The organism is Mesorhizobium sp. LEGMi-168a (assembly GCF_058312955.1).
Genome location: NZ_JBZEGV010000037.1, coordinates 27,004 through 47,555, shown reverse-complemented (window position 1 = coordinate 47,555; position 20,552 = coordinate 27,004). Strand labels below are relative to the sequence as shown.

Here is a 20,552-nt window from a genome sequence, read left to right as displayed (position 1 = left end):
CTCCGGTCGCGTCAGCGGCATCTGATGGAGCCGCAACGAAAGGAAGCCCCATGGCCGAGGAAGCGCTCATCGTCATCGACCTGCAGAACGATTTTTGCCCCGGCGGCGCGCTGGCGGTGGCCGGCGGCGACGAGATCGTGCCGCTGGTCAACGACCTGATCCGGCGGACCGAGCATGTCGTGCTGACGCAGGATTGGCATCCGGCAGGCCATTCGAGCTTTGCCTCGAGCCATCCCGGCAAGCAGCCCTTCGAAACGATCGAGATGCCCTATGGGCCGCAGACCTTGTGGCCGGACCATTGCATCCAAGGCAGCGTCGGTTCCGATTTCCATTCCGGGCTTGCCTGGACCAAGGCCGAGCTGGTGATCCGCAAAGGGTTTCGCCCGGCAATCGACAGCTACTCGGCCTTCTTCGAGAACGACCATGCGACGCCGACCGGGCTCGCCGGCTATCTCAAGGAACGCGGCATCGACACCTTGACCCTTGTCGGGCTCGCCACCGATTACTGCGTCGCCTTCTCGGCCCTCGATGCGGTGAAGCAGGGTTTTAAGACGACCGTGCGGCTCGACGCTTGCCGCGGCATCGACCTCGGCGGCTCGCTCGACGCGATGATCGCGCTCATGCGCGAGGCCGGCGTGACGCTCGAAGACCATTTGTCGGACTGACCCACCTGTGAGGCATCGAGGGGCCTTCTCAGCATCGATAAAAGGTGGGGCTGCGGGTCTGGTTGCCGCAGCCGTGGTCGCTTTTGCGCAACCGGCTTTCGCCGCCGAGGCTCATGAACTGCCCGGCGTCGCGATGTCGCTGTGGTGGGCGCTGCCCTTTGCCGGCCTGCTGCTGTCGATCGCGACCGGACCGCTGCTCTTCCATCATGTCTGGGAACATCACTACGGCAAGATCGCCGCCGCCTGGGCGGCGCTGGTCGTGGTTCCTCTGGCAGTCGCCTTCGGCATCCCGACGGCAGGCGAAGCGGTGCTGCACACGCTGCTCACCGAATACATGTCCTTCATCATCCTCCTGTTCGCGCTCTACACGATCTCGGGCGGCATCCTGCTTGCCGGCAACATCCATGGCACGCCGCTGGTCAATGCCGGGCTGCTGCTCGTCGGCGCGCTGCTTGCCTCGGTCATCGGCACGACCGGCGCCTCGATGATCCTGATCCGGCCGATGCTGCGCGCCAACGACAACCGACCGTTCAACGCCCATGTGGTGATCTTCTTCATCTTCCTGGTCTCCAACATCGGCGGCTCGCTGACCCCGCTCGGCGACCCGCCGCTGTTCGTCGGCTTCCTGCGCGGCGTCGATTTCTTCTGGACCACCGCGAATCTCTGGCGCGAGACGCTGTTCACCGGTGGGCTGGTGCTCGTCGTCTTCCTGGCGCTCGACCTCGTCCTGCATCGCCGCGAAGGCGGAATGCCGAAGATCAAGGATCCGACGCCGGATACGAAGGTGCGCCTGCGCGGCCTCGCCAACCTGCCGCTGCTTGCCGGCGTGATCGGCGCGATCCTGCTTTCGGCGAGCTGGAAGCCGGGCGTCAGCATCCCGGTCCTCGGCGTCAGCCTCGAGCTGCAGAATCTTACGCGCGACGTCATCATCCTGGCGCTGGCCTTCCTGTCCCTAAAAGTCTCGTACAAGAGCCACAGGCAAGCGAACGGCTTCACCTGGGGGCCGATCGCCGAAGTGGCGAAATTGTTCGCCGGCATTTTCATCTGCATCGTGCCGGTCATCGCCATTCTGCGGGCCGGACACGGCGGCGCGCTGGCGCCGCTGGTCTCGCTCGTCACCTCCGCCGACGGCCAGCCGAACGACCTCGCCTATTTCTGGCTGACCGGCGCGCTGTCGTCCTTCCTCGACAACGCGCCGACCTATCTGGTGTTCTTCGAGCTTGCCGGCGGTGACGCGAGACACCTGATGACCGAGGCCGCCTCGACGCTGGCCGCAATCTCGGCCGGCGCGGTGTTCATGGGCGCCAACACCTATATCGGCAACGCGCCGAACTTCATGGTCTTTGCCATCGCCAGGCATCGCGGCTTCAAGATGCCCGGCTTCTTCGGCTACATGGCCTGGTCGGGCCTGGTGCTGATCCCGACTTTCTTGATTGCTGGATTTCTGTTTTTCGGATGAGCTGGGAAACCAGCACTGAGCAATGCCTATCGAAAACAAGCCATTCTTGGGGCGACGATGACCATCCAAGCCGAGAGCCTGCCCTTTCTGTCAGCCGAGTTCCTGGACAGCCTAAGAATTTCGACGTCCGATGTGGTCGACGAAATCGAGCGACAGATCATCGGTCAGAGGCGGGGCGAGGTATGGTGCGCGCCGAAGGCGGTGGTGCTGCCCGGCGACGACCGCTACATAATGGCTACTCTCGGTGTCGCGACCGAGCCCAGGGTGCTGGCGACCAAATCGCTGGTGGTCAACCCCCGTAACCCCGAGCGGGGACTTGCAACCCTGAACTCAATCGTCACCCTTCTCGACGGCGAGACGGGGCTGCCGCTTGCCGTGGTCGACGGCAATTGGGTGACCGAGAAGCGCACCGCCGGTCTAAGCGCCGTGGCGGCAAGGCGTCTGGCCCGGGCCGACTCGACCAGCGTCGCATTCATCGGATGCGGCGTCCAGGCGCGCGGCCACCTCGAGGCACTGGCTGATCTTTTTCCCTTGCAAGAGATTCGAGCCTTCAGTCGAGGCAAAGGCAGCCGCGACGCATTTTGTCGTATGGCTGAAATGCGCGGTCTTACCGCAGTGCCTTGCGATACCGCAAAAGCGGCGGTCGAGTCGGCTGACATCGTGGTGACGACGGTCACTTTGGTGCCTGAGCCCGTTCCATTTTTGGATGGGCGTTGGCTGAAGGTAGGAGTCTTTGCGACCATGACCGATCTGGCCCTGCCTTGGCTGGCTGAAACCATGGCTACCTTCGATCGCATCGTCATAGACGACCTGGCGCAAGAGGCGCAGATGAGCAAACCGATGGTGAGGCCCGAGCTCGTTACGGGCGACCTGACAGGTTTGGTCAGCGGCGATGTGTCAGGCCGCCAGAGCGCAAGTGAGCGAACGGCTTTCGCGTTCCGCGGCATGGCGGTTGGCGATCTCGCAATTGCCGGCCTGGCGTTTGTGCGCGCGAAGGCAGCCGGCGCTCTGGGGGCTTAGAGCAATTCAGGGTTGGGGGAAGCCAATTCAGCCTACACCGACATACCGCCGCACCGCCGACGGATCGGCGCGCAATTCCTCGACATCGACCGTCTCGCGATTGCGGCCGTTCTCGATGAATGAGACACGGTCGGCGACCGACAGCACGGCATCGACGCGCTGCTCGACCAGGATGGTCGAGACGCCGAGATCGCGCAGCTTCGCCACCGTCTCGCGGATCTTGGCGATCATCGACGGCATCAGCCCTTCGGTCGGCTCGTCGAGCAGCAGCACTTGCGGTTCCAGGCAGAGCGCGCGGGCCATGGCCAGCATTTGCTGCTCGCCGCCGGATAGCGTGCCGGAGCGTTGCTTCAGCCGCTCCCTGAGCAGTGGGAAAAGATCGAGCACGCTCTCGCGGGTTTGCTTGCCCTTGCCGCGCGCCATCAGGCCGATCTCGATGTTTTCGGCCACCGTCATGTCGGCAAACAGCCGCCTGCCCTGCGGCACATAGGCGACGCCCGCCTTCGGCACGTCATGCGCGGCGAGCCCGGCCAGTTCCTTGCCGTCCAGCCGGATCGAACCCGCCGCCGCGGGAACCAGCCCCATGATCGCCTTCAGCGTCGTCGTCTTGCCGGCGCCGTTGCGGCCGAACAGACAGAGGACCTCGCCCTTGTTCAGCGCCAGGTCGAGGCCATAGAGCACCTGGACCTCGCCATAAAAGCAGTCGAGCCCGGATATGGCGAGCAGCTCCCTCTCGGTACTGGGGAGATCAACCATGGGTCGCTCCGAGATAGGCGTCCTGCACCTCGACGTTGGCGCGGATCTGCTCCGGAGTGCCTTCGGCGAGGATCTTTCCCGAATTGAAGACGGTGATGCGGTCGGCAAGCTGCATGACCACCGGCATGTTGTGCTCGATCAAAAGCACGGTGGCGTTTTTGGCGATCTTGCGCACCAGCTCGATGAAATTGTCGATCTCGCTGTCGGCCAGGCCTTGCGTCGGCTCGTCGAGAATGAGCAGGCGCGGCTTCAGCGCCAGACCCATTGCGACTTCCAGCAGGCGCTGGTGGCCGTAGGACAACTGCCCGGCCAGCGTGCCGGCGCGGTCGGCAAGGCCGGTGCGTTCCAATGCTTCCATGACGCCGGCTCTCACCTGCCCCTTCGAGCGGCCGTCGGTCAGCGTGCGCTGCACCGGTAGCGCCACATTGTCGAACGCCGTGAGATTGGCGAAGACGCTGGTGATCTGGAACGTATAGGCGACGCCGAGACGAACCCTTTGGTAAGCCGGCATGCCGGTGATGTCGGCGCCATCGAAGACGATCATGCCCGCGGAGGGTCGGATGCGGCCGCTGAGCAGGCTGACGAAGGTGGTCTTGCCGGCGCCGTTCGGGCCGATGATGGCGCGGATCTCGCCCGGCATCAGCGCGAAGTCGACGCCATCCACGGCGCGCAGGCCGCCGAAATGGCGGGACAGACCCTTGGTGGTAAGCAGCGGTATCACGGCAACCACCTCAGCCAACGCTCGCGCACGCTGCCCAGAATGCCTTTCGGGACAAACAGCACCAGCAGGATCAGCGCAATGCCGACGATCAGCAGATAGGCGGAGGTGAAGCCGCTGGTGATGTCGGTGACATAATACATGAACAGCGTGCCGATGAGCGGCCCGAGCGCTGTTGCGGCGCCGCCGAGCAGAACCCAGAGCAGCGGCAGGATCGAATACTGCACCGAGGCGAAGCTCGATCCGATATAGCCGAACAGCAGCGCATAGGCCGCGCCCGACGCCGCACAGATGGCGCCGGAGGCGACGACGGCGGCAAGCTTGTTGGCGACCGTGTCGTAGCCGAGCATCTTGGTGCGCTCCTCGTTCTCGCGGATGGCGACCAGCACGCGGCCGAAGCGGGAACGGACAACGGCGAGCGTGATGATCAGCACGACCGAGAACAGGGCCAGCGCGCTCATGTAGCGGACGGTCGGATTGGTCAGGTCAAGCGAGGCGCTGCCAAGATTCAAGGTGCGCGCGGCCTGCTGGATGACCAGGCCCTGGTCGCCGCCGGTCCAAGCGGCGAAATAGAGGATCAGCAGGTAGAAGACCTGCGCGAACATCATGGTGACGATCATGAACGCCACACCCGACGTGCGCAGCGCGAGCAGGCCGATGATCAGGGCGAGCAGCGCGCCGCAGGCGACCCCGGCGACGAAAGCTTCCGGCACGCCCCAGCCGAGGTGATAGACAGTCAGCCCGGCGCCATAGAGGCCGGCGGAGAAGAACATCGCGTGGCCGAGGCTGAGCAGGCCGACATAGCCGAAGAGCAGATTGTAGCCCATGGCGAAGACGGCCAAAGCCATGATGCGGGCGAACAGGCCCTGATGATAGTCGGGCAGGACGAAGTTCAGCCCGAACAGAAGCGCGATGACGCCGATATGCAGCGCGTAGATCTTTGCCGGCGAAGCATCCTTCATCGCGGCGTGGTCCCGAACAGGCCTTGCGGCCGGAACACCAGCACCATGGCGACGACCAGCGTGGCGATGATCTTGGCCAAGGTCGGCGAGAAGAACACCGAGATGATGCCGTCGGAGAGGCCGATCAATATGGCGGCGACCACGGTGCCGCGCAGCGAGCCGAGGCCGCCGATGATGACGACGATGAAGGACAACAACAGCGGGTCCTGCCCCATCAGGTAGTGCGCCTGGCTGATCGGCACGATCAGCACCGCGGCGATCGCCGCAAGCATGGCGCCGATGGCAAAGACGCCGGCATAGACGCGCTCGACCGGAATGCCGAAGGCCTGCGCCGTCTCGCGGTCGTACTGGGTGGCGCGCATGATCAGGCCGATCTTGGTGCGGGTCAGCACCAGCCAGGTGATCACGAGCAGAAGTGCTGAAGCCGCGACCACCGACAGCTTGTAGCCGGAATAGCCGAACCAGGGCAAAAGGATGCGGTAGCTGAAGGGCGGCTCCACGGGGCGTGCCTCCGGACCGTAGAAGGTCAGCGCAAGTTGCTGGATGATGTAGAGCATGCCGATGGTGGCGACGATGGTGCTTTCGGGATTGTAGTTGAGCCGGCGCAGCACCAGCCATTCAGCAAGAAACGCGACCAGCCCGACCAGCAAAGGCGCGACCACGAGCGCGGCGACGAAACCGATCGCCGGATGGCCCGAAATTGCCGTCGAGATCGCCCAGGCAAGCACCGCGCCCAGCATGAAGAACTCGCCGTGCGCGACGTTGACGATGCGCATGACGCCGAACACCAGCGACAGCCCGAGCGCCGTCAGCGCCAGCACGGCGGACGTGACGAGGCCTTCGAGGGCGGCGAGGAGGAGATGGGGTCCGAAGTGCATTACACGCCAACGGATGCGCGAGGCACCCCCCTCTGCCGGGCGTTCGTCGCTCGGAAAGCCAAGCAATTGGCTTTCCGTCCGCTTCGCGGACCGCGCCTCACCCCCCTCAAGGGGGGAGATTGGATGTCACGAGTGCTTTCGCCAACCACCAACGTCGGCGGGTATATGCCGTCGCAGAAACTGCCAATCTCCCCCCTTGAGGGGGAGATTGCCGGTCCACCCTCCGCAGCTGCAGCGCAGCTGCTGCGGAGGACGGGCCGGCCAGAGGGGGGTGCCTTGGCGCCCACGCTTTGCTGGTAAGCCAAGCCTACAGCGCCTGCGTCGTGTAATCCCCTTCCGGCTCGTAGAGACCGTCCTCGATCTTGGTCTTGTGGACGACCTTCAGCTTGCCGCCTTCGACCTTTGAGATGTTCTGGATGCCAAAGCACTGGTGGATCTTGCCGTTGAAGGTCTTTGGCCCCTGCGGATGCTCAGGCCCCTCGGCGAACTCTTTCAGCGCCTCGGTCGCCTCGACCAGCTTGGCGCGGTCTTCCGGTCCCTTGTAGCCGGCATCCTCCATCGCCTTCTTGACGACATAGAGCGTTTCCCAGCAGCCGAACATGTGGGCGGCGGTGGAGACGTCCTTGGGATCGCCGACGGCAGCGCCATTGTCGTCGATGCCGACGGCGGCGCGGTAGGCTTTTTGCGCGGCGGAATCGTCAGGCTGCGCATAGCGCGGCGAGCCTTCCCAGAAATGACTGCCGTCGAGGAATTCGAGGCCCGGGCTGTTGATGTCGACGGCTTCGAGCGAATCGATGAAACCGAAGAGCTGCGGCCTTTGCGAGCCATAGAACTCGCCGAGCTCCTTGACGAAGGTGAGCACCGCCGGACCGACCATGACGTGGTAGATCACTTCCGTTTCGGCCGGGATCTGCGGAAAATATTTGGTGAAGGAGCTCTCCGTCGGCGGGATGGCGATCTGCGCGATGACGTCGGCGCCTTGCGCCTTCAGCGCCGGCGGCAGGTAGTCGCGATGGTCGTAGCCGAAGGCGAAGTCGGGGAAGATCTGCGTCACCTTCTTGCCGGCGTTCGCCGCGATCCACGGCGCCATCGACTGGATCTGGCTCTTCACGTCGGTGATGCCGGGCTGGAAGACGTAGCGGTTGAGCTTGGTCGAGGCGACGTGGTGGCCTTCGCTGACCACGAAATAGGGGATCTTGTTCTCGCCGGCGGCGGGCGCCGAGCCGATCACCACATGCGAGAACAGCGTGCCGAAGACGATGTCGGTCTTGTGCTGGGTGGCGAACTTGCCGACCACCTCGGCGCCGCGCGCGGGATCGGTGCCGTCATCCTCGATCACCAGCTCGACCTTGCGGCCGCTGATGCCGCCGGCGTCGTTGATCGCCTTGACGGCGGCAGCGCTCGTCTTCTCGTACCAGCGGCCATAGGCGGCGCCGATGCCGGTGCGGTGCGACTGGAAGCCGATCTTGATCGGCGCCGAGCTCTGCGCCTGGCTGTAGCGGACGAAGCCCGGAGCCAGCACGAGGCCAGCGCCTGCGGCCAGACCCTTCAGCGCAGTGCGGCGCGAAAGCGCTTTTTTGGAAAGGTCGAAAAATCCGTTCTTGTCAGCCATGTCCGTTCCCCTGTTTTCTCAGTTCTGACCAGCGATAAGGCGGCTCGATCCTCCCTGATCGGAGGACGCGAAAATTGCATGTGTACAAACTAAATCACCAAAGCCATGGCCTGGCAAGCGAGCTTCGCTGGGACACTCTCACCCGGCAGTCGGCGTGGCAAGAAGCCAGAGGCCGAAGATCGTATAGGCGATCATCAGAAGTGTCAGCGGCAGCTGGCTGAGCGCCGCGCGAGAGGCTTGCGGATGCATCCGCCAGGCGAGACGATGCGCGATCAGGACCGCCAGCACGTGGCCGGCAATGATGACGCCGGCTTGGCAATTCCACAGCCACCAGGCCGACTCGGCGCCGGCCACGACGCCCGCCTCGACCATCCTGTCGGCGGTGCCGAACAGGTTCCAGCCAAGCGCGAACGGATCGGATAACGCGACCAGCGCGTATTGGCCATCGACAAGCAGCACCGTCAGGTAATGCGCGATGTGATAAGCGAGCGCGATCGGCACGATCGACCACACCAGCAGGCCGGCGGCTTTGTTGAACGGCTGTGCGTCGCCCGCGAGGCGCTGGCCGAGAAAGACGGCGAGGGCGAACACCACCGCGAGCAGAAAGAACGTCAGCACGATGCCGAAGCTGCCGATGCCGATCAATGCGGTGCGCCCCGGAAATTCCAGTGGGTTGATGCCGAACAGGCCGAGCCAGAAGAAGGTTTTCGACAGGCCGTCAAAGGATACCGACGACAGCGCCAGCAAGAGGAAGGCGATGCCGCTCGGCGGCAACGGCTCGGCTGCGAGCAGCTTGGCGCCCGGCCAGCAGAGGCTGAGCCGGCCTTCTTCGCGCTGGAGAGGCGCGAAACGGGCAACCATCGAGAAGAAGACCGTCAGGAATTCGCCGCGCCGGCTCCAATCGCCGTAGCCGAAGAAGAGTATGGCGACGAAGCTGACCAGCCAGTAGAGGCCGGCGGCGAAGGCAAGACGGGACGGATCGTCGGGCGCCGGGTCGATCAGCTCGAACCAGGCGAAGGCGAAGAACAGCACGAAGGCAGGACAGAAACTGAGCCATGACGGCAGACGCTGCGGTTGGGTTTCGCCTCCGCCTTTGCCGACAAGCCGGCTTACAATGCGCCACGGTCCATACCACGGGTTGAGCCATGACCAGAGGTCACCGAAGACGCCCTGCAGCACGGTGAAGCCGGCCCACAGCTGCGTCCAGACCACCAGCGGCAGCGGGTTGGAGAGAGGGTCGCGACTCCCGAAGAGGCCGGTGGCGACGAGAAGCGCAAAGCCGGCAAAGGAAAGCAGACTGATGACGGTGCGTGGGCCGTCGCTGAAGGCGAAGAGGGAGAGGCGCCTACACCAGAAGCGATCGAGGGCGACGGCAGGCAGCAGCGCCAGTACGAGGAAGCTGACGGCCACCGCCAGCGCGCCGCCGGCGATGTAGTAGCCGGTCGGGAGAAGGAGGACGTGACCGCGGTCGGAGGCGTGGGCGAAGGCGGGGGTGGGAAGGAGGGCTAGGGTCGCCACGAGAGTCAACCACAGGGGCTTGCGCTCTACGGCGCCCCCCTCTGTCCTGCCGGACATCTCCCCCACTTGGGGGGAGATTGGCAGTTCGCTCGATCGGCGCCTCTCCTGGACCGCTGGTGATTGGCGAAGGCGGGGGTGAAGTCCAATCTCCCCCCTTGTGGGGGAGATGTCCGGCAGGACAGAGGGGGGCGCGAAGGAACTCAGCCTATCCAACTCTGCTGTTCCGCGTGGCGATGTCGAGCTTGGCGGCGATCCTCACACCTTCACCAGCTGCCTCACCCGATCCTTCTCGCCAAAGATCTTGAGATACCGTTTGATCTCCTTCTCATCCCCGGTCGCCTTGGCCGGGTTGTCGGAGAGCTTCACCGCCGGCCTTCCATTGGCCTCGCTGATCTTGCAGACGAGCGAGATGGCGTCGAGGCTCTTGGTTTCGGTCGGCGCGCAGCCTTCGAAATCGTTGGTGAGGTTGGTGCCCCAGCCGAACGACATGCGCACCTTGCCCTTGAAGTGACGATAGGTCTCCTCGATGGTCTCGACCTCGAGCCCGTCGGAGAAGATGAGCAGCTTCTGCTTCGGGTCCCTGCCCTTCTCGCGCCACCAGGAGAGGATCTTCTCGCCGCCTTCGATCGGCGGCGCGCTGTCGGGGCGAAAGCCGGTCCAGTCGGCGATCCAGTCCGGCGCATCGCGCAGGAACGCAGCCGTGCCGAAGGTGTCGGGCAGCACGATCAACAGATTGCCGCCATAGTAGCGCTGCCAGTCCTGCAGCACCTTATAGGGCGCCTCCCGCAATTCCTTTTCGGAATTGGCGAGCGCGGCAAACACCATCGGCAATTCATGCGCGTTGGTGCCGAGCGCCTCGAGGTCGTTGTCCATGGCCAAAAGCACGTTGGAGGTGCCGGTGAAGGCGTCGCCGATGCCTTCCTTCAGCGCTTCGACGCACCAGCGCTGCCAGAGGAACGAGTGGCGGCGGCGCGTGCCGAAGTCGGAGATGCGGATGCCGGGCAAGGCCTTCAGCCGTTCGGTCTTGTCCCACATCTTGGCCTTGGCGCGGGCATAGAGCACGTCGAGCGCGAACGGGCCGAAGGAGCGCAGGGCGGCGCGCGAGCGCAATTCGTTGATGATGGCTAAGGCCGGGATCTCCCAGAGCGTCGTGTACATCCAGGGGCCGCTGAAGGAGAGCTCGAACTGGCCGTCGCGCCTGGAAAGTTCGTATTCGGGCAGCCGGAAATCCTCCAGCCAGGCCAGGAATTCCGGCTCGAAGATCTGCTTGCGTCCATAGAAAGTGTTGCCGCCCAGCCAGATCATCTCCTTCTTGGAGAAGCGAAGCGTGCGCGCGTGGTCGAGCTGCTCGCGCAGTTCCCCTTCGTCGATCTCGTCGGCAAGGCGCACCGAGGTGGTGCGGTTGATCAGCGTGAAGGTGGCGTCGACCTTGGGATACATGCCCCAGATCATCTGCAGCATCAAAAGCTTGTAGAAGTCGGTGTCCAGCAGGCTGCGGACTATCGGGTCGAGCTTCCAGGTGTGGTTGTAGACGCGCCGCGCTATATCCGTCTTTGCCATGTCCTGCTGCCGCCTTCGCTGCTCGCCACCGGAGAAAGCCTCTTAGCATCGAATTTTCTAAAGTTCTGCCCGCTTCGCAACTGGCCCGACAAAAAGAGCCAGTCTGCGGCAAGCGGCGTCGCCCGAACGCGATTGATTTTTGGCATGGGCTACCGGACACTCTAGCGGATACGATAGGAGGATCCAGATATGGGTTACGATCGCGGCAAGCTCGAAGCGTTGCGCCGCAAATATGGCGAGAGCCATGGCGGCGAGATGTTCGATCCGAAGTTCCGCAAGGTCGCCGACAAGATCTTTTCGAAAAGCGGCACGCGGCTGGCCCCCTATTCCGGCATCCCGACCTTCCTCGCCGCGCCCTACCGGCAAGTCGCCGCCGACAATCCGGATTTCGGCGACCTGCAGGTGGCGATGATCGGCGTGCCGATGGACCTTGGCGTCACCAACCGGCCGGGCGCGCGCTTTGGGCCGCGGGCGCTGCGCGCCATCGAGCGCATCGGCCCCTACAACCATGTGCTGGAATGCGCGCCGACGCATGAGCTTCGCGTCGCCGACATCGGCGACACGCCGTTCCGCAGCCGCTACCGGCTGGAGATCAGCCACGAAGACATCGAGCGCCGCACCAACCAGATCGTCGACGCCGGCGTCATTCCTCTGTCGGTCGGCGGCGACCACTCGATCAGCCACCCGATCCTGAAGGCGGTCGGCAAAGAGGCGCCGGTCGGCTTGATCCATATCGACGCCCATTGCGATACCAGCGGCCTGTTCGACATGACCAAGTTCCACCATGGCGGCCCGTTCCGCAACGCGGTGCTGGACGGCGTGCTCGATCCCACTCGCACGATTCAGATCGGTATCCGCGGCTCGGCCGAGTATCTTTGGGAATTCACCTACGAGTCCGGCATGACGGTGGTGCATGCCGAGGAGGTGACCGGGCTAGGCATGCCCGCCATCATCGAGAAGGCGCGAAAAATCGTCGGCGACGGCCCGACCTACATTTCCTTCGACGTCGACAGCATCGATCCGGCCTTCGCGCCGGGCACCGGCACGCCGGAGGTCGGCGGGCTGACGACGCGCGAGGTGCTCGAGCTGCTGCGCGGTCTCAAGGGCCTCAACATCGTCGGCGGCGATGTCGTCGAGGTGGCGCCCCAGTACGACGCGACCACCAACACCGCCCATGTCGGCGCGCAGGTGCTGTTCGAGATCCTGAGCCTGATGGTGTTCAGCCCGGCGCTCAAGAAGGGCTGACGCAGCCCGAAACGGCCGCCGCGCTGGAGCCCGGCGGCCATCTTTTAATGGCTGAAGGACAGCGCCGGCGCGATGCGGTCGCGCCGCAGCCAGCGCGCGAGCAGAAGCGCCGCCACCACGGCCAGGCCCGACGCCAGGCCGATCCAGATGCCGACGCCGTGGAGGCCGAAATGGAAGGCGAGCAGCACGCCGAGCGGCAGGCCGACGCCCCAATAGCCGACCGCGGCATAGATCATCGGCACCTTGGTGTCGTGCAGGCCGCGCAGCATGCCGGCGGCCACCGCCTGCGCGCCGTCGAATATCTGGAACAGCGCCGCAAACACCAGGAACGACACGGCAAGCCCGATCACCCTGGCGTTGGCAGGGTCGGCAAGGTCGATGAAGGCGCTGATCAAGAGATGCGGCCAGAGGATCATCACCAGCCCCATCAGCGCCATGAACGAGACGCCGATGACAAAGGCCGTCCAGCCGGCGCGGGAAACGCCTTCGGGATTGCCGGCGCCATGGGCGAGACCGACACGGACAGTGACCGCCTGGTTGAGGCCGAGCGGCACCATGAAAGAGATCGAGGCGATCTGGATGGCGATGGCATGGGCGGCCAGCGAATCCGCGTCGATCAGGCCCATCAGCAGCGCCGCCGCGTTGAAGATCGTCACCTCGAAGGCGAGGATGCCGGCGATCGGCAGGCCGAGCCTCAGCAGCCCGCGAAAACGCGGCCAGTCGGAACGCCAGAAGCGGCCGAACAGGCGATAACGGCGGAATTTTTTCTCAAGCAACACCACGGCGGCCATGCCGGCGAACATCAGGGTGCTCGATAGCGAGGTGGCAAGGCCCGAGCCGGCAATGCCCATGGCGCGAATGCCGAGATTGCCGAACATGAACACCCAGTTGAAGAAGGCGTTGCAGGCCACCGCCACGAACACGATGATCAGCGCCCAGCCCGGCCGCTCCAGCGCCGAGATAAACGAGCGCAGCACGATATAGCCATAGAAGGGCAGCACCGCCCATTGCAGCCAGTGCAGGTAGATGCCGGCCTGATGCGCGAGCTCCGGCTTCTGGCCCATTGCCAAAAGCACCTCTTCGCCGTGCCAGAGGAAGAGCCAGATCGGGATGGAGATAAGAACCGCGAGCCACAGGCCCTGGCGCACGGTGCGGCGCAGGTCGCGCATCGAATGGCGGCGGCGGCCAAGTTCCGTCGCCATCATCGGCGAGGTGGCCAGCATCAGGCCGAGCCCGAAGATCAGCGGCATGAAATAGAGATTGGAGCCGAGCGCGCCGGCGGCCAGCGTGTCGGGTCCCAGCCGGCCCATCATCATGACGTCGGTAGCGGTCATGGCGGTCTGGCCGAGATTGGTCAGCACCATCGGCCAGGCGAGCGCCAGCGTCGCCCTGATTTCCTGACGCCAAAGATTTTCCGGCGCGCGAGCGCCGGCTTCGATCGCAGACATGTTCCGCTCTTTCAGATCGCGGCGCGTCGGGATCAATCCCGGAAGCCGCATGCAAAACGGCGAAAACTTCGCGCCGTTTGCGCCGTCTATTGAACGAAATGCGACATATTGGCAAGGGAGGAGGGGCGGCCAGTCATTGATCCAGCAGAAAGCCTCGGCCACCGGCGTCCACGTTCACTTGCCGGGCGAGGGCTGCTACGGAATGTCCGAAGACACGGAGCCGGCGAACCACGTCGGGAGGAATGGATGCCGTTCAGGCGCAGAAAGAACACGGCCGCGATCCCGCGAACGGTGCCCGCCTTCGAGCATATCGTCACCGAAGCGAGCGACAGTTTTCTGTGGCGGCTGGACGACTATCCGTGGGAGCGCAATGTCTGGAATTTTCACCCGGAATACGAGATCCATCTGCTCAGAAAATCCTCCGGCGTGGTGCTGGTGGGCGACCATATCGGCGAGTTCGGGCCGGGCTATCTGACGATCGTCGGCGGCGGCCTGCCGCATGACTGGGTGACTGCGGTACAGCCGGGCGAGCTGATCGAGGGCCGCGATATCGTCCTGCAGTTCGATCCGGAGCGGCTGCGCGGCTCGGCCGGGCTGCTGCCGGAACTGCGCGAGCTGGAGCCGTTCCTGGAGCGCTCGCTGCGCGGCATGGTTTTCCATGGCCAGACGGCGCTCGACGGCGCCGAGCTGATGGAAACAATGGGCGAGGTGCATGGGTTAGCAAGGTTCCGCATGTTCCTCGAACTGCTGGACCTGCTGGCCACCACCGACGAATACGAGCTCTTGTCGTCGCCGGACTTTTCCCCGCTTCTCGACGCGGCGTCGCTGGACATCATCCAGCGTTCGCTGACCTATCTATTCCAGCATTTCGCCGAGGACCTGAAGCTGCCGGAAGTGGCGGCATTGGCCGGCATGAGCGAAAGCACGTTCTCGCGTTTCTTTCAGAAGAATACCGGCAACTCTTTCAGCGACCACCTTGCGAAGCTCAGGCTCTGGCAGGCCTGCAAGCTGCTCGCCGATACAGAGATCCCGATCACCGATATCTGTTTCCAGGTCGGCTACATGAACATCTCGAACTTCAACCGCGCCTTCCTGCGCAAGCACAAGATGACCCCGTCATCCTATCGCAAGCTGTCGCGGCGACGGCTGACGATGCGGACCTGATCGGATCGAGAACCGGCTCTCCTGATACTCGTGTGACGAGCAAGCTTTGCCCGCATCATTTTTTGCGTCGCACAATGCATAAAAGTACAGGTCTGCTGCAACGGGGCTTCTAGTCTCGCTCCTTCCAACTCCTCATTTTGGCGACGGGTGGCAGGTCATCCGGGCGACGGTGAGGATCGCCTAGCCCGCGGACCTCCGCTTCTTGCGAGTGTTCCTGGAGGAGAAAAATCAATGAAATCAAATCGGCTCGCTGCCAGCCTCGGCGCAGCTTTCGTGCTTACCGCTTCCGTTTCAACCGCAGCACTTGCGCAGGCGCCGGTCTGCTCGGCGCCGGTCAAGGTGCTGGCGCAGCCGCGCGACGGCCTGACGCTTCTGGAAGATTCCAAGGACGAGTTCAAAAAACTCTCCGGCGCCTCGTTCCAGATCGACTACCTCAACGAGAACGATCGCCGCGCCAAGTCGCGCGCCGACGCCTCCACCGTCGGCAACTACAACGTCTACTATGTCGACGAGGCCAATGTGGCGCTGTTCGCCTCCTCGGGTTGGATCGCGCCGCTGACCGATTATTACCCGGCTGAATACGACTTCGCCGATTTCGATCCCGGCCGCCAGAAGGTCGCCACCTATGACGGCAAGGTCTGGTTCGCGCCGCTGACCGGCGGCGGCGACCTGATGGTCTATCGCAAGGACGTGCTGGAGGCCGCCGGCATCCAGCCACCGAAGACGCTGGACGAGCTGATCGCCGACGTGGCGAAGCTGAACGACCCCGTCAAGGGCATGTACGGCATTGCGCTGCGCGGCGCGCGCGGCTCGGGCGCCAATGTCTGGCGCTGGATGCCCTTCTTCAAGGCCTATGGCGGCAAATGGTTCGACGGCGACAAGCCGGCTTTCAATTCGGACGCGGCCGTGAAGGCGACGGAAACCTATCTCAAGCTGTTCAAGGATTCGGCGCCTGGCACGCAGACCGGCAGCTGGGATGAATCGACCGGCGCCTTCCTCTCCGGCCAGGTCGCCATCCTCGTCGAATCGACGCCGCTGTCGGGCATGGCGGTCGATCCCAAGACCTCGCAGGTGGTCGGCAAGGTCGGCTTCCTGCCGCCACCCTCGCCGCTGCCCGGCGGCGGCTACGGCCATGGGCTCGCCATCGGCACCAAGGCCAATGCGGACGACGCCTCGAAGAAATGCGCCGGCCTGTTCATCGCCTGGGCGACGTCGAAGGAGAACGAGAAGCGCCGGCTCGACGCGCATCAGTTCGGCGAGCTCAACCGCACCAGCATCCTGTCCAGCAAGGAATTCGCCGACATCTACGGCGCCGATCTCGGCCAGGCGCTGGCCGATACCGGCAAGGTCACGGCGGTGAACTTCTGGCAGGATCCGCGTTGGCCCGATCTCGGCGACCGCTGGGGCATCATCCTCGAGGAGCTGGTCACCGGCACGCGCACCGACATCAAGGGCGGCCTCAGCGAGCTCGAGGCCTATGCCGACGAGCTGGTGAAGAAGAAGTAATCCTCCCGCCCGTGGCGCGCGGTTCGCGGCATTCGTCGGAATGCCGGGACCCGTGCGCCGCGGGTCCTCACCAGCGGTACTATCTCTTTGTTTTTACGCAATTCCGGGCGGAAGGCTACGGCGAAGGCGCCGAGCCTAACCGTGTCACACTTTTCCTGGAATTGCTCTGATACCCGAGGATAGGCAATGCGCCGACGCTCTTTTCTGCCGGTCACATTTCTCGTTCCGACGCTCGCTATTCTTTTAGTGCTGTCGATGGTGCCGACGCTCTACGCCATCGTGATCGCCCTGCAGAATCGCGAGCTGAGCTCGGCTAACTATTCCTGGGTCTGGTTGTCGAACTTCGCCGATTTGTTTCTCGACCGCCGCTTCCTCAACGCCGTCTGGGTGTCGGTGAAGTGGGAGATCGTCACCGTCGTGGCGACGATGGTGGTGGCGATCGGGCTCGGCGTGCTGATGTTCGAGGTCGCGTCGCCGCGCCTGCGCAATGTCTATTGCCTGCTGTTCATCATCCCGGTGCTTCTTCCGCGCGTCTCGGCCGCCTTCGTGTGGAAGTTTGCCTACCACCCGCTCTACGGCATCGCCACCTACCCGTACCGGCTGATCACCGGCGGGCTGATCTTCGACCCGCTGTCCAAGGCGTCGACGGCGCTATTCGCCGTCGCCTCGGTCGACGTCTGGCAATGGGGGCTGTTCTTCGCGGTGATCGTGCTGAAGCTCTTGGAGACCTTGCCGCCGCAACCGATCGAGGCGGCGCGGCTCGACCACGCCAAGCGCTGGCAGATCCACGCCTATGTGACCTTGCCGATGCTGAAAGCGCCGCTGATCAGCCTGATGTTCGTCAAGATGATCGAATCGCTGCGCTCCTTCGACCTGATCTATGTGATGACGCGCGGCGGGCCGGGCGTCGCGACCGAGACGCTCGACATGTATGCCTTCTCGCAAGGCTTCATCGAATCCGGCAAGGTCTCCTACGCTTCGGCCATGGCGGTGCTGATGATGATCGCGACGGTCATCACCTTCACCATGCTTTGGAAGCGGGTGCAGGCATGAGGCGATATCGGATGAGATTGGGCCGCCTGATCGCCAAGGCCATCCTGGCGCTGGCCGGGTTCCTGGCGGTGTTCCCGCTGGTCTGGACGGCGCTCAACGCGCTGAAGAACAATGTCGACATCATCACGCGCGTGCCGCGGCTGGTGTTTTCGCCGACGCTCGCCAACATCGGCTACATCCTCGGCCGCGACAGCGTGCTGACCGGGCTCTACAACTCGGTCGTCGCTTGCGGCGCGGCCGTGCTGATCGGCGTCGCGTTCGGCCTGCCGGCGGCCTACGCGGTGGCGCGCTATCCCAATCGCTTCGCCGGCGACATCCAGTTCTTCGTGCTTTCGCTGCGCTTCCTGCCGCCGGTGGCGGTCGCCATCCCGCTGATGGTGATCTGGCTGCAGATCGGCCTCTACGACACTTTGCCGGCGCTGATCGTCACCTATTCCCTGCTCACCATCTCGGTGATCATGTGGCTGGCGATCCCGGCCTTCCAGGCCGTGCCGAAGGAGGTCGAGGAAGCGGCCTTCGTCGACGGCTACGGCGCCTATTCGGTGTTCTGGCGGATCGCGCTTCCCGTCGCGGCGCGCTCGCTCGCCGGCGCCATTGCCTTCAGCTTCGTGCTGGTCTGGAACGAGTTCCTGATCGCGCTGATGCTGTCGAGCTCCAACGCCAAGACGCTGCCGATCGTCGCCTCGGAGCTCTCGCAGCAAGGCATGAACGTGCCCTGGGGGATCCTCAACGCCTCGGTCGTGCTCTTGTCGCTGCCGCCGCTGCTGTTCCTCGGGATCTTAAGCGGCTTCCTGAATTCCGTTTTCCGGCAAAAGAAAAGTTGATGCGAGGATACCCGATGCGGGCACTGGTGCTTGAGAAAAAAGGCGAACTGTCGCTGCGCGAGATCGCGTTGCCGCTCGACGTCGGGCCGGACGACGTCAGGATCGCCATCCATACCGTCGGCGTCTGCGGCAGTGACGTGCACTATTACACGCACGGCGCCATCGGCAGCTATATCGTGCGCGCTCCGATGGTGCTCGGCCACGAAGCCTCGGGAACGGTTGTCGAGACCGGCGCCAACGTGACCGCGTTGAAGGTCGGCGACCGCGTCTGCATGGAGCCGGGCGTGCCGAACCTCTCCTCGCGGGCGACAAAGCTCGGCATCTACAATGTCGATCCCGACGTCACATTCTGGGCAACGCCGCCGGTGCACGGCGTGCTTGCTCCTCAAGCGGTGCATCCGGCGGCGTTCACCTACAAGCTGCCGGACAATGTCAGCTTTGCCGAAGGCGCGATGGTCGAACCCTTCGCCATCGGCATGCAGGCGGCAACGCGCGCGCGGATCGTTCCCGGCGACGTCGCCGTCGTCGTCGGCTGCGGGCCGATCGGCATCATGATCGCGCTCGCGGCTCTGGCCGGCGGTTGCTCCAAAGTCCTGATCTCAGACTTCTCCGCGCCGAAGTTGAAGATCGCCGCCCAGTATCCAGGCGTCGTGCCGGTCAATATCGGCGAGCAGTCGCTGGTCGAAGCCGTCGCGGCCGCGACCGGCAATTGGGGCGCCGACATCGTCTTCGAGGCGAGCGGCAGCCCGAAGGCTTTCGCCGATCTGTTCGACGTGGTGCGGCCGGGCGGCGCCGTGGTGCTGGTCGGGCTGCCTGTCGAGCCGGTCAGCCTCGACGTGCCGGCGGCGATCTCGAAAGAGGTGCGCATCGAAACCGTGTTCCGCTACGCCAACATCTTCGACCGCGCCCTGCAGCTGATCGCTTCCGGCAAGGTCGATCTCAAGCCGCTGATCACCGGGACCTATGATTTTCGAGACAGCATCAAGGCTTTCGAGCGGGCGGCTGCAGGCAACCCGCAAGACGTCAAGCTGCAGATCCTGCTCACCGGCGAGAAGGGGTGACTCATGTCCGCGATCACCTGCTCCCATGTCGACAAGGCCTATGGCGCCACGACCGTCATCCGCGATCTCAACCTTTCGATCGAGGAGCACGAATTCGTCGTGTTCCTCGGCCCGTCCGGCTGCGGCAAGTCCACTCTGCTCAGGATGCTGGCCGGGCTGGAGGACATCAGCGGCGGCGAGGTGTCGATCGGCGGCAAGGTGGTGAACGATCTCGACCCCGGCGACCGCGGCATCGCCATGGTGTTCCAGAACTACGCGCTCTATCCGCATATGACGATCTTCGGCAACATCGCCTTCGGGCTGAGGCGGCAGAGGGTGCCGGCGGCCGAGATCAAGAAACGGGTCGAGGCCGTGTCCAAAACGCTCGGCCTCGAGCCCTATCTCGGCCGCAAGCCGACCGAGCTTTCCGGCGGCCAGCAGCAGCGCGTTGCGATCGCGCGCGCCATGATCAAGACGCCGAAGGTGTTCCTGTTCGACGAGCCGCTGTCCAACCTCGACGCCAAGCTGCGCAACCATATGCGAGTCGAGATCGCGCGGCTGCACCAGGCGCTGAAGACCACAACCGTCTATGTCACGCACGACCAGCTCGAGGCGATGACGCTCGCAGACCGGATCGTGCTCCTGAAGGACGGCGTGATCGAGCAGATCGGTTCGCCGGCGGAGATCTATCGCCGTCCGGGCAATATGTTCGTGGCCGGCTTCATCGGCACGCCGAACATGAATTTCATCGAGGTGACGATCGGTCGGGCCGGAAACGGGTGGACGCTGAACGGCGCCGGGACGGTGCTTTCGCTCGAAGGCCGGGAATTCCATCTGCAGCATGGCGACCGCGCCGTGCTCGGCGTCCGGCCTCCGGACCTGAAGACGGCAGGCGCCGATACTGGCAGCAACCTGCTGCTGGGCACCGCCGACCTCATCGAGTTCCACGGCAATGACGCGCTGGTGACGTTCGGCTCCGGCGGCAAGGAAATCAGCGCGCTGGTGCCGGCTCGCGAATGCCCGGACCCGCGCGCGCCCGTCCGCTACACGTTCGACGAGGAAAGCATCCACCTGTTCGACGCGACCACGGGCATGTCGCTGCGCAAGCAATAGCGCAGGAAGGC

At 64.3% G+C, this 20,552-nt stretch carries 18 protein-coding genes; 10 read left to right on the top strand and 8 right to left on the bottom strand.

From position 1 onward, the window contains the following. The first annotated feature begins 50 nt into the window (after nt 1–50). The 3 genes from pncA to AC4FWB_RS30540 all read left to right on the top strand — a co-directional run bounded on the left by pncA (nt 51) and on the right by AC4FWB_RS30540 (nt 3,144). Nucleotides 51–665, top strand: a complete 615-nt coding sequence (gene pncA, locus AC4FWB_RS30550) for a bifunctional nicotinamidase/pyrazinamidase (RefSeq protein ID WP_491029942.1) — start codon at nt 51–53, stop codon at nt 663–665. Nucleotides 666–798: 133 nt separating this feature from the next. Beyond that, nucleotides 799–2,124, top strand: coding sequence for a sodium:proton antiporter (locus AC4FWB_RS30545; RefSeq protein WP_491029952.1), 1,326 nt, complete (start codon nt 799–801; stop codon nt 2,122–2,124). A gap of 57 nt (nt 2,125–2,181) precedes the next feature. Then, a complete protein-coding gene (locus tag AC4FWB_RS30540; RefSeq protein ID WP_491029941.1) occupies nt 2,182–3,144 on the top strand; it encodes an ornithine cyclodeaminase family protein in 963 nt (320 codons plus the stop codon). Nucleotides 3,145–3,171: 27 nt separating this feature from the next. Here the strand turns inward: AC4FWB_RS30540 and AC4FWB_RS30535 are convergent, their stop codons facing one another. From AC4FWB_RS30535 to pncB, 7 genes are all read right to left on the bottom strand, one after another. After that, entirely contained in the window at nt 3,172–3,900 is a 729-nt protein-coding gene (locus tag AC4FWB_RS30535) for an ABC transporter ATP-binding protein (protein ID WP_491029940.1), read from the bottom strand. Further along, complete coding sequence (locus AC4FWB_RS30530; protein ID WP_491029939.1) at nt 3,893–4,621, bottom strand: ABC transporter ATP-binding protein; 729 nt, start codon at nt 4,619–4,621, stop codon at nt 3,893–3,895. Before AC4FWB_RS30530 ends, AC4FWB_RS30535 begins: the two co-directional genes overlap by 8 nt. Then, nucleotides 4,618–5,580, bottom strand: a complete 963-nt coding sequence (locus AC4FWB_RS30525) for a branched-chain amino acid ABC transporter permease (protein ID WP_491029938.1) — start codon at nt 5,578–5,580, stop codon at nt 4,618–4,620. The genes AC4FWB_RS30530 and AC4FWB_RS30525 overlap by 4 nt, the downstream gene beginning before the upstream one ends. After that, entirely contained in the window at nt 5,577–6,458 is an 882-nt protein-coding gene (locus AC4FWB_RS30520) for a branched-chain amino acid ABC transporter permease (RefSeq protein ID WP_491029937.1), read from the bottom strand. Before AC4FWB_RS30520 ends, AC4FWB_RS30525 begins: the two co-directional genes overlap by 4 nt. 307 nt (nt 6,459–6,765) lie before the next feature. Beyond that, nucleotides 6,766–8,070 (bottom strand): ABC transporter substrate-binding protein, encoded by a 1,305-nt coding sequence (locus tag AC4FWB_RS30515; protein ID WP_491029936.1) that lies wholly within the window; start codon nt 8,068–8,070, stop codon nt 6,766–6,768. 138 nt (nt 8,071–8,208) lie between these two features. Continuing rightward, nucleotides 8,209–9,645: a hypothetical protein gene (locus AC4FWB_RS30510; RefSeq protein ID WP_491029935.1), complete on the bottom strand. Its 1,437-nt coding sequence runs from the start codon at nt 9,643–9,645 to the stop codon at nt 8,209–8,211. Nucleotides 9,646–9,843: 198 nt separating this feature from the next. Then, on the bottom strand, nt 9,844–11,148 hold the full coding sequence (pncB, locus tag AC4FWB_RS30505; RefSeq protein WP_491029934.1) for a nicotinate phosphoribosyltransferase: 1,305 nt from the start codon (nt 11,146–11,148) through the stop codon (nt 9,844–9,846). Nucleotides 11,149–11,337: 189 nt separating this feature from the next. Between pncB and speB the strand changes: the two genes are divergently transcribed. Next, nucleotides 11,338–12,393 carry an agmatinase gene (speB, locus tag AC4FWB_RS30500; protein ID WP_491029933.1) on the top strand — a complete coding sequence of 352 codons (1,056 nt, stop codon included), beginning with the start codon at nt 11,338–11,340 and terminating at the stop codon, nt 12,391–12,393. Between the two features lie 44 nt (nt 12,394–12,437). Here the strand turns inward: speB and AC4FWB_RS30495 are convergent, their stop codons facing one another. Beyond that, complete coding sequence (locus tag AC4FWB_RS30495) at nt 12,438–13,841, bottom strand: MATE family efflux transporter (RefSeq protein WP_491029932.1); 1,404 nt, start codon at nt 13,839–13,841, stop codon at nt 12,438–12,440. 246 nt (nt 13,842–14,087) lie between these two features. Here AC4FWB_RS30495 and AC4FWB_RS30490 point away from each other — a divergent pair, with 246 nt between their 5' ends. The 6 genes from AC4FWB_RS30490 to AC4FWB_RS30465 all read left to right on the top strand — a co-directional run bounded on the left by AC4FWB_RS30490 (nt 14,088) and on the right by AC4FWB_RS30465 (nt 20,541). Then, nucleotides 14,088–15,005 carry an AraC family transcriptional regulator gene (locus AC4FWB_RS30490; RefSeq protein ID WP_491029931.1) on the top strand — a complete coding sequence of 306 codons (918 nt, stop codon included), beginning with the start codon at nt 14,088–14,090 and terminating at the stop codon, nt 15,003–15,005. A 231-nt stretch (nt 15,006–15,236) separates the two neighbouring features. After that, nucleotides 15,237–16,511 (top strand): ABC transporter substrate-binding protein, encoded by a 1,275-nt coding sequence (locus AC4FWB_RS30485; RefSeq protein ID WP_491029930.1) that lies wholly within the window; start codon nt 15,237–15,239, stop codon nt 16,509–16,511. A gap of 186 nt (nt 16,512–16,697) precedes the next feature. Then, entirely contained in the window at nt 16,698–17,564 is an 867-nt protein-coding gene (locus AC4FWB_RS30480; RefSeq protein WP_491029929.1) for a carbohydrate ABC transporter permease, read from the top strand. A gap of 11 nt (nt 17,565–17,575) precedes the next feature. Next, entirely contained in the window at nt 17,576–18,388 is an 813-nt protein-coding gene (locus tag AC4FWB_RS30475) for a carbohydrate ABC transporter permease (protein ID WP_491029928.1), read from the top strand. A gap of 14 nt (nt 18,389–18,402) precedes the next feature. Further along, entirely contained in the window at nt 18,403–19,449 is a 1,047-nt protein-coding gene (locus AC4FWB_RS30470) for an NAD(P)-dependent alcohol dehydrogenase (protein ID WP_491029951.1), read from the top strand. A 3-nt stretch (nt 19,450–19,452) separates the two neighbouring features. Beyond that, entirely contained in the window at nt 19,453–20,541 is a 1,089-nt protein-coding gene (locus tag AC4FWB_RS30465; RefSeq protein WP_491029927.1) for an ABC transporter ATP-binding protein, read from the top strand. The last annotated feature ends 11 nt before the right edge of the window (nt 20,542–20,552 follow it).